Genomic DNA, 8,483 nt, shown 5'->3' with positions numbered 1-8,483 from the left:
CCTTCGGCGCGGTCCCCGCGGGAGCAAGGGTGGAATGAGGGAACCCGGAGCGCAGCGTAGGGCCGGATGCAGGGACACACGGTTTTGCCCACTTTTGCCCCGACAAAAGTGGGTCGCCGTAAAGGCGAAACCAGCCAGTGGTGCCACCACATCAAACGGATATGCCCATCGCCACTCGAGCCACATTCCGGTGCTCGCCCGCTAGCAGGCCCGGTGCATAGTTCCCGGAATTCCGTGAACAACCATAAAAAAGGGCGGCCCTGAGGCCGCCCTTGTTGCTTGCGCTGTCCCTTAACCGCGACGGCGCAGAGCTTCGATGCGATCTTCCAGCGGGGGGTGGCTCATCAGCAAGCCAGCCAGGCCCTGCTTGAGGCCGCCATTGATGCCGAAGGCGTTCAAGGTGTCGGGCATATGCACCGGTACCCCTTGTTCCGAACGCAGGCGCTGCAGAGCGCCGATCATCGCGCCGGTACCGGCCAAGCGTGCACCGGCTTCATCGGCACGGTATTCACGTTTACGCGAGAACCACATGACGATCATGCTGGCGAGGATGCCCAGAATCAGCTCGGCAACGATGGTCGCGATGTAGTAGGCGATGCCTTGGCCTTCTTCGTTCTTGAAAATCACCTTGTCGACAAAGTTGCCGATGATGCGGGCGAAGAACATCACGAAGGTGTTGACCACACCTTGTATCAGCGCGAGGGTGACCATGTCGCCATTGGCCACGTGGCCGATTTCGTGAGCCAGGACTGCACGTACTTCGTCAGGCGAGAAGCGCTCGAGCAGGCCCTGGCTGACAGCAACCAGTGCGTCGTTGCGGTTCCAGCCAGTGGCAAAGGCATTGGCCTCATAGGCCGGGAAGATACCTACTTCAGGCATTTTGATGCCGGCTTCGCGGGACAGTTCTTCGACGGTCTGCAGCAGCCATTGTTCATGGCGGGTGCGCGGCTGACTGATGATCTGGGTGCCCGTGCTCATCTTCGCCATCCACTTGGAGATGAACAGCGAAATCAGCGAGCCGGCAAAACCGAACACGGCGCAGAAAATCAGCAGCTGATCGAGCTTGAGGTCAACCCCGTTTGCCGCCATGAACCCATTGAAGCCAAACAGGCTCAAGGTGATGCTGGCAATCAGCACAACCGCAAGGTTGGTGGCTACAAACAGTAAGATGCGCATCATGGTTGTTACGTTCTCCTGACGGATAAAAGTGTCACGTATGCGGGGGTATATAAGGTGCGGGCTCGAGTGATTCAACCGGGCGACTATTTCAAACTGTGTACTTCTTTGTATTACAGTCGAATTCCATCATCCCGCACGCGAGATCATCAGGTCTTACAGAAGGGGGAATCAGCCTGTAAGGCCTGCATCAACAAGGATGCAGGCCTTTTGCAAAGCTTTATCGGTTATTGCTGATATGTCTTCAAGAAGTTTCCGATACGGCCAATGGCCTGTTCCAGGTCATCGACGCGCGGCAGGGTGACCACTCGGAAGTGATCGGGCCATGGCCAGTTGAAAGCGGTGCCCTGGACAATCAACAGTTTTTCCGAGAGCAGCAGGTCTAGGACGAATTTTTCGTCGTTGTGAATCGGGCAGACTTTCGGGTCGATGCGCGGGAACGCATAGAGCGCGCCCATTGGCTTGACGCAACTGACGCCGGGGATGTCATTGAGCAACTCCCAGGTGCGGTTGCGTTGCTCCAGCAGACGACCCGGCGGCAGGACCAGATCATTGATGCTCTGGTAGCCGCCCAGGGCGGTCTGAATGGCGTGCTGGCTCGGCACGTTGGCACACAGGCGCATGTTGGCCAGCATGTCGATGCCTTCGATGTAGCTCTGAGCGTGCTGCTTGGGGCCGGAAATGGCCACCCAGCCGGAACGGAAGCCCGCAACGCGGTAGGACTTGGACAAACCGTTGAAGGTCAGGCAAAGCAGGTCTGGTGCCAGCGAGGCGGTACAGATATGCACGGCTTCGTCGTAGAGGATCTTGTCGTAGATCTCGTCGGAGAACACCACCAGGTTGTGCTGGCGGGCCAGTTCCAGCATGCCCAGCAGTAACTCGCGCGAGTACACCGCGCCCGTTGGGTTGTTCGGGTTGATGATCACCAGGGCTTTGGTGTTGGAGGTGATCTTGGCCTTGATGTCGTCAAGGTCCGGGAACCAGTCGGCTTGCTCGTCGCACAGGTAGTGCACTGGATTGCCGCCCGCCAGGCTGACTGCAGCAGTCCACAGCGGGTAGTCAGGTGCCGGAATCAGCACTTCGTCGCCGTTGTTGAGCAGCGCTTGCATCGACATCACGATCAATTCGGATACGCCGTTGCCCAGGTAGATGTCTTCGATGCCGACACCTTCGACCTGCTTTTGCTGGTAGTACTGCATCACCGCCTTGCGCGCGCTGAACAGGCCCTTGGAGTCGCTGTAGCCCTGGGCAGTCGGCAGGTTGCGGATGACATCCTGGAGGATTTCGTCCGGCGCTTCGAATCCAAACGGCGCAGGGTTGCCGATGTTCAGCTTGAGGATGCGATGACCTTCCTCTTCCAGGCGTTTGGCGTGCTTGAGCACCGGGCCGCGAATGTCATAGCAGACATTGGCGAGCTTGTTCGATTTGCTGACCTGCATGATGTGATCCCGATTAGAAAAGATCGCCGCGCACTGCGCTGTGAAATCGTTTGAAAAGCGTGTAACGCGGGTGCCAGACTGATGTCTGATGAGGCGCAATAATATACGTGCCGACCGCGTTGGGGAAAAGACGCAACGCGGGGTTTTTAGTCTGCCGAGGCCTGCATATGGAAAAGATAGAGAAAACTGCGGAGCAATGGCGTGCCATGCTCGATCCCGAGCAGTACAACGTCTGCCGCTTGAAAGGCACCGAACGGCCGTTCAGCGGTAAATACAACGGCACCAAGACCGAGGGTGTCTACCACTGCATTTGCTGCAATGCGCCCTTGTTCGATTCCAAGGCCAAGTTCGACTCCGGTTGTGGCTGGCCAAGCTTCTACGAGCCGATCGAGGACAGTGCGATGATCGAGATTCGTGACATCTCCCATGGGATGATCCGCACCGAAGTCACCTGTGCACAGTGCGATGCCCATTTGGGGCATGTGTTTCCCGATGGGCCACCGCCAACCGGTCTGCGCTACTGCATCAACTCGGTCTGCCTGGACCTGGTTCCACGCTAACAAAGGAGTAGGGTCATGGCCGACGCATTGTTGAGTATTCCTTGCATCACTCTGGCAGGTGAGCAAAAGACCCTGGCGGACTTCCAGGGTAAAGCGCTGTTGGTGGTCAATACTGCCAGCCAGTGCGGCTTTACCCCACAGTACAAGGGCCTGGAACAGCTGTGGCAGCGTTATCGCGAGCGCGGTCTCGTGGTGCTGGGTTTTCCCTGCAACCAGTTCGGCAAACAGGAGCCGGGAGACGCCAGGGAAATCGCGCAGTTCTGCGAAATGAATTTTGGTGTCAGCTTTCCGCTGTTTCGCAAGATCGACGTCAATGGCGGTAGCGCTCATCCCTTGTTCACCGAACTGAAAAAACGCGCCCCCGGCTTGTTCGGATCGCAAAACATCAAATGGAACTTCACCAAGTTTCTTGTCGAGTCGAGCACGGGCAAGGTCACACGTTACGCGCCGAGTACCAAGCCGGAAGCGTTGAGTGCGTCGATCGAGAAAATGCTCAAATAGTCACCAGCGGCGCCCAGTGATCGATCAAGGCCAATAGCTCTTCACGACGGAAGGGCTTGGCCAGATAGTCATTCATGCCTGCGGCGCGGCAGCGCTCACGTTCCTCGGGCATGGCATTGGCCGTCAGGGCGACGATAGGCAGGTTCGGCCAACGTCCGCTCTGACGGATTCTGCGGCTCGCCTCGTAGCCGTCCATGACCGGCATATTGCAATCCATCAGCACCATGTCAAAAGCGCTGTGCTCCAACTGCTCCAGGGCCTGGGCGCCGTTGGCGGAAATACTCACTTCGCAGCCCAGCTTGACTAGCATGCCCTTGGCCACCAGCTGATTAACCGGATTGTCTTCCACCAGCAGAATGCGCGCGCGGCGCTCGCTCTGCGAGGTGCTGTTCTGTGCGCTGGCGTGAGCGCTGTCGGTACCATGAAGTGTGCGGCGCAGAATCTGGTACAGGGCATTGCGTGCCAGCGGTCGCGCCAGTTGTTGCAATGGCGCCAGTTGCGCAGCCTGGTCGCTGGGCAGAAAGTTGCCATAGGCGGTTACCAACAGAATCGGTGCCGCGATCTTTGGACGCAGGTCGAGCAGGCTGTCGAGGTCGTCGGTAATCAACAGGTCGGGAGGGGGCTCGCCAATCGCTTCGGCGTGTTCATAGCGTCGATGGTCCAGTCCCCAGCCAGGTAATAACATTTGCAGCAACTCGGCCAGTCCGCTACCAGGGTTGGTGAGGATGGCCACTTTGCCGTGCAGGGGGGCTGCCGGTACTGCCGGAGAGTGGCAGAGCAGGGGGAGTTCAGCGCTGAACTGGCTGCCGAAGCCGGCCTGCGAGTTGATGCTCAAGCGGCCCTGCATGGCTTCGCAGAGATTATTGGTCAAGGCCAGGCCCAGGCCGGTGCCGCCATACTGGCGGGTGATACCTGCACCGGCCTGGATAAAGGGCTGGAAGATTCGCGCCTGGGCTTCGTGGGGTATACCGATACCTGTGTCGCAGACGTCCAGGCGTACCCCCCCTGGGTGGGCGCGCAGGCGTACATCGACACGCCCGAAGCGGGTGAACTTGAGCGCGTTGGACAGCAGGTTGCTGATGATTTGCCGTACCCGGGTAGGGTCGCCCACTACCATGGCGGGAAACTGTGGGTCGATCAGGCAAGTCAGTTCGACGCTGGGGGCGGCGTTCTGGGACAGCAGGTTGGCCGTGTCTTCAACCATGGCGCCAAGGTCGAAGGGGATGCGTTCGAGTTCCAGTTGGCCGGCATCGAATTTGGACAGGTCAAGAATGTCATTGAGCAGTTCTACCAGGACTTTGCCTGAGTCGTGGGCAATCGATAGTTGCTGACGCTGCTCGGCATTGAGCGGGCTGTCCAGCGACAGGGCGATCATGCCCAGCAGGCCGTTGAGGGGGGTGCGAATCTCGTGGCTCATGTTGGCCAGAAAGGCCGCTCGTGCCTGAGCCATGTCCAGGGCGCGCCGCCGTGCTGCATCGAGTTCGTCATTAGTCTGGCTCAAGCGCGCGTTGCTGGTCTTGAGCTCATTGGTGCGGGCCGAAACAGCGTCTTCCAGCTCATTGAGGTAAGTGGTCAAGCGGTTTTCCGCATTGCGCCGTTGCTGGATTTCGGTCGCCATGCTGACAAACTGCTGGTTGGCGACTTTGACCAGTACCCCGATCTCATCCTGCTCATGGCCCGGTGGGAAAGACAGTTTGGATTGTTCCGGTTGTCGTGAATCGCGGTTAGCGAGGGCACTGATGATGCGAACCAGGGGCTTGGTCAGCATGAAGTAGAACAATGCCATGAGAATCAGGGTTAGCACCAGGCTGCGTATGAAGCCATTGAGCAGGGTGATCTCGGCGCGCTTGAGGAAGTGGTTGCCGAAGGCGAAGGTGTCGACTTCCAGGTAAAGGGTGCCGAGGTTTTCAGTCGGCATACTGCTCAGAAACAGCGGGTGCTCGAACTGCCGGTTCTCGCCGAACAGAAAGTCGCTGATAAACCGGTAGCTGCTTTTTTCGCGTGGACGCTGGACGTCGGCCAGCACCGTGTCGTTGTTGTCGATCAGGCGCGCGCGGATAATCGCCGGAGATTGCAGCAGGCCACCGGCCAGCTCCTGCGCCAGTTCCGCGTCGATGTTGTAGGCGATGCGTGAGGCCGGGTTGTGACTGATTTGTAGCAGCGCTTGCATCTCACGGTTGATGGAGGCGTCTTCGCTGGCATAATCGATACCAATCTGGATGAGACTAAGCAATGTACCCAGGATGAAGCCGACCAGGACCGTCAGCCGGGCTTGCTTGAAGGACAGGCGATTGGTGAACTTGATATCCATGAGACCCGAGCCAGTTTCACATTCCGTGCGCTGCGCAAGCATAGCCGATCAGCCCCGGCAACTGGCACGTTCTGTCACACATTCAGCAATGCCGTTGACCTAGCATCTATCTTGAGGAATCGCTGTGGACTCTCGTTTGAATTCGTTCCTGGAGCGCGCCGAAACCGTGCTGGCCCGCCTTGAACCGCTATTGCCCGCACTGCGCCAGCAGATCGACTGGAGTCAGTGCCTGGCCGCACGCTGGCAGCGTGACGGTCGCAGTGGCTACTTGCTGCCGCTGGACGTCAATCTCGACATGCGCCTGTCTGACCTTATCGGTGTGGATCAACAACGGGAGCAACTGGGACGCAACACGCGCCAGTTCCTTGATGGCATGCCCGCCAACCATGCGCTGCTCTGGGGGTCGCGCGGCACCGGCAAGTCGTCGCTGGTGCGTGCTTTGTTGGCTGAGCATGCCAAGGCAGGCTTGCGCCTGATTGAAATCGAGCGCGATAACCTGGCAGACCTGCCGCGCGTAGTCGAGCAATTGAGCAAGGTGCCCCAGCGTTTTGTGCTGTTTTGCGACGACCTCTCGTTCGAGGCCGGGGAGGGCGACTACCGGGTGCTCAAGAGTGTCCTCGATGGCTCGCTGGAACAGGCGCCTGACAACGTGCTGTTGTACGCAACCTCGAACCGTCGGCACCTGGTGCCGGAAAAACAGAGTGATAACGAAAACTGGAAAATGATCGACGGTGAACTGCACCCCAACGAGGCGGTGGAGGACAAGATCGCCTTGTCCGACCGTTTTGGACTGTGGTTGTCGTTCTATCCCTTCACCCAGGAACACTTTCTCAATGTTGTCGAGCACTGGATCGGCCAACTGGCTGCCAGTGCCGGGCTGACTTGGCAGCGAAGTGAAGAGCTGGACATTCTCGCCGTGCGCTGGGCAACCAGTCGCGGTAACCGTAACGGCCGTTGTGCCTATCAGTTCGCTCGCTACTGGGTTGGACTGCAATTGTTGGAGCAGAAAAGATGATCGACCTCAACGCCTCTGGCGCAGGTCTGGAAGGCTATGGCTTGCTGGCTGCGCAGCTGGAAGCCTTGTTTGCCGATGAGCGTGATTTCATTGCCAATGCCGCGCAGTTTTCGGCTTTTCTCTACAGTCAAGTTGAAGACTTGAACTGGGCAGGCTTTTACCTCAACCGCAACGAAGAGCTGGTGCTGGGGCCGTTCCAGGGCCAGGTTGCCTGCGTGCGTATCCCGTTTGGTCGAGGTGTGTGCGGCGCGGCGGCGGCCAGTCGGGAAACCCAGCGCGTTGAAGATGTGCATGCGTTCCCCGGGCATATTGCCTGCGACAGCGCATCGAACAGCGAACTGGTGATTCCGTTGGTAAAGGAAGGGCGCTTGATTGGCGTGCTGGACTTGGACAGCCCCAGGCTTGCGCGTTTCAGCACAGCGGATCAGGCGGGGTTGGAGCGCTTGGCGGCGATCTTCCTGCGCCTGACCGATTGCTGAAGTAGGCCTCTGCAGTGGGAGCAGGCGTGCCTGGCAATTGGCATTCCGGCTCCCGCGCAGCCATCAGTCGTAGATGACTTTTTTCTTCCAGTCTTCAGTTGTATCGGTCTTCAGGCCTTCAGTCAGCTCGTTGACTTCGTCTTCGGCAGGTTCAAGCTGGCTCAGGACCTGGGCATTCGCCCGGGCTAGCAGTTTTTCCATGTACTCGAGTTGCTCGCGGTACACCGCCGGGTCCTGTTGCTTGCGCAGGTACTGAACGCCGCGTTCGAAGGCCAGGCGCGCATGCCCAGGCTGGTTCTGCTGCAGGGCTTGTTGGCCCAGGTTATTGAAAAACTCGATATGCAACAGCACCAGAATGTGGCGTATTTCCTTGACCCAGTACTTGGCTTCGTTGGTGGGCAGAAAACCTTCCTGAGCTGCACGGGTGATCTGGTTGTGCATACCTTCTAAAAGAAAGCGTACATCCTTGGCCCGCGCTTCGGTCTGGATAGGGGCCGGCGGATTGTTCACCGGCAGCGATTCACCTTGTGCGATCAGGCCTTCGAGTTCGGCGATGCGCGCGCGGATATCGCGGCTGTTTTTATCCAGGGCCAGCTGGCGCTGGTTGATGTTCAGTTCGAGGCGGGTCAACAGCAGTTTCAATGCCGGGCTCATCAACTGGCCGGGAAAGGTTTCGGTGATCTCGCCACAGCGGCGCAAGCGGTCGGCCAGTTCTATTTTCAGCCGGGCACGCTCAAGCTTGTTGTTCTCGACTACATTGTTGAGGTAGCCGATCACGATCAATAACGCGATCCCCGCAACTATAAGCAGGGTGATCATAAGTGGTGTCACCGTTAACGCCTCATACAGGATGATTTACCATTCGAGTGTAGTGGCTTCGCTTTTGGGCGGATAGAGCTGTTTGGCGGGTGTTGGGGGTGCAGTGATGGCATTTTGTATATAAACCACCGTAGGGCTTGGGTTTCCGCCCTGGCGGGGTGCCAAAAAATAAACGTCAAGGTC

Annotated in this window: 8 protein-coding genes; 4 read left to right on the top strand and 4 right to left on the bottom strand. The window is 58.4% G+C overall.

Features of this window, described 5'->3' with window-relative positions; translation table 11 throughout:
- Positions 1-291: 291 nt before the first annotated feature.
- Together htpX and V0R60_RS23990 are read right to left on the bottom strand one after the other, a co-directional pair.
- The gene (htpX, locus tag V0R60_RS23995; RefSeq protein WP_045187091.1) at positions 292-1,179 is read right to left on the bottom strand and encodes a protease HtpX; all 888 of its coding nucleotides are present in this window, start codon (positions 1,177-1,179) and stop codon (positions 292-294) included.
- Between the two features lie 224 nt (positions 1,180-1,403).
- Complete coding sequence (locus V0R60_RS23990; RefSeq protein ID WP_136475149.1) at positions 1,404-2,615, bottom strand: pyridoxal phosphate-dependent aminotransferase; 1,212 nt, start codon at positions 2,613-2,615, stop codon at positions 1,404-1,406.
- 167 nt (positions 2,616-2,782) lie between these two features.
- Between V0R60_RS23990 and msrB the strand changes: the two genes are divergently transcribed.
- Positions 2,783-3,175, top strand: a complete 393-nt coding sequence (gene msrB, locus V0R60_RS23985; RefSeq protein ID WP_136475150.1) for a peptide-methionine (R)-S-oxide reductase MsrB — start codon at positions 2,783-2,785, stop codon at positions 3,173-3,175.
- Between the two features lie 15 nt (positions 3,176-3,190).
- Positions 3,191-3,676 (top strand): glutathione peroxidase, encoded by a 486-nt coding sequence (locus tag V0R60_RS23980; RefSeq protein WP_330080819.1) that lies wholly within the window; start codon positions 3,191-3,193, stop codon positions 3,674-3,676.
- On the opposite strand, the gene V0R60_RS23975 is transcribed toward V0R60_RS23980, so the two are convergent.
- Positions 3,669-6,029 (bottom strand): hybrid sensor histidine kinase/response regulator, encoded by a 2,361-nt coding sequence (locus V0R60_RS23975; protein ID WP_136475152.1) that lies wholly within the window; start codon positions 6,027-6,029, stop codon positions 3,669-3,671. The two genes, V0R60_RS23980 and V0R60_RS23975, sit on opposite strands and share 8 nt — an antisense overlap.
- Positions 6,030-6,111: 82 nt before the next feature.
- Here V0R60_RS23975 and V0R60_RS23970 point away from each other — a divergent pair, with 82 nt between their 5' ends.
- Positions 6,112-7,002 carry an ATP-binding protein gene (locus V0R60_RS23970; protein ID WP_330080818.1) on the top strand — a complete coding sequence of 297 codons (891 nt, stop codon included), beginning with the start codon at positions 6,112-6,114 and terminating at the stop codon, positions 7,000-7,002.
- A complete protein-coding gene (locus V0R60_RS23965) occupies positions 6,999-7,481 on the top strand; it encodes a GAF domain-containing protein (protein ID WP_330080817.1) in 483 nt (160 codons plus the stop codon). Before V0R60_RS23970 ends, V0R60_RS23965 begins: the two co-directional genes overlap by 4 nt.
- A 63-nt stretch (positions 7,482-7,544) precedes the next feature.
- On the opposite strand, the gene V0R60_RS23960 is transcribed toward V0R60_RS23965, so the two are convergent.
- Positions 7,545-8,312: a hypothetical protein gene (locus tag V0R60_RS23960; RefSeq protein ID WP_136475155.1), complete on the bottom strand. Its 768-nt coding sequence runs from the start codon at positions 8,310-8,312 to the stop codon at positions 7,545-7,547.
- Positions 8,313-8,483: the final 171 nt, after the last annotated feature.

This window comes from Pseudomonas auratipiscis, from assembly GCF_036324085.1.
Lineage (GTDB): Bacteria > Pseudomonadota > Gammaproteobacteria > Pseudomonadales > Pseudomonadaceae > Aquipseudomonas > Aquipseudomonas auratipiscis.
Note: the sequence above shows the minus strand (reverse complement) of the source record. Positions and strands in the feature narration are given on the sequence as shown.

Bases quoted from the DNA above. Each gene is read 5' to 3' on its own strand.
- htpX (WP_045187091.1), bottom strand. From the start codon at position 1,179: ATGATGCGCATCTTACTGTTTGTAGCCACCAACCTTGCGGTTGTGCTG.
- V0R60_RS23990 (WP_136475149.1), bottom strand. From the start codon at position 2,615: ATGCAGGTCAGCAAATCGAACAAGCTCGCCAATGTCTGCTATGACATT.
- msrB (WP_136475150.1), top strand. From the start codon at position 2,783: ATGGAAAAGATAGAGAAAACTGCGGAGCAATGGCGTGCCATGCTCGAT.
- V0R60_RS23980 (WP_330080819.1), top strand. From the start codon at position 3,191: ATGGCCGACGCATTGTTGAGTATTCCTTGCATCACTCTGGCAGGTGAG.
- V0R60_RS23975 (WP_136475152.1), bottom strand. From the start codon at position 6,029: ATGCTTGCGCAGCGCACGGAATGTGAAACTGGCTCGGGTCTCATGGAT.
- V0R60_RS23965 (WP_330080817.1), top strand. From the start codon at position 6,999: ATGATCGACCTCAACGCCTCTGGCGCAGGTCTGGAAGGCTATGGCTTG.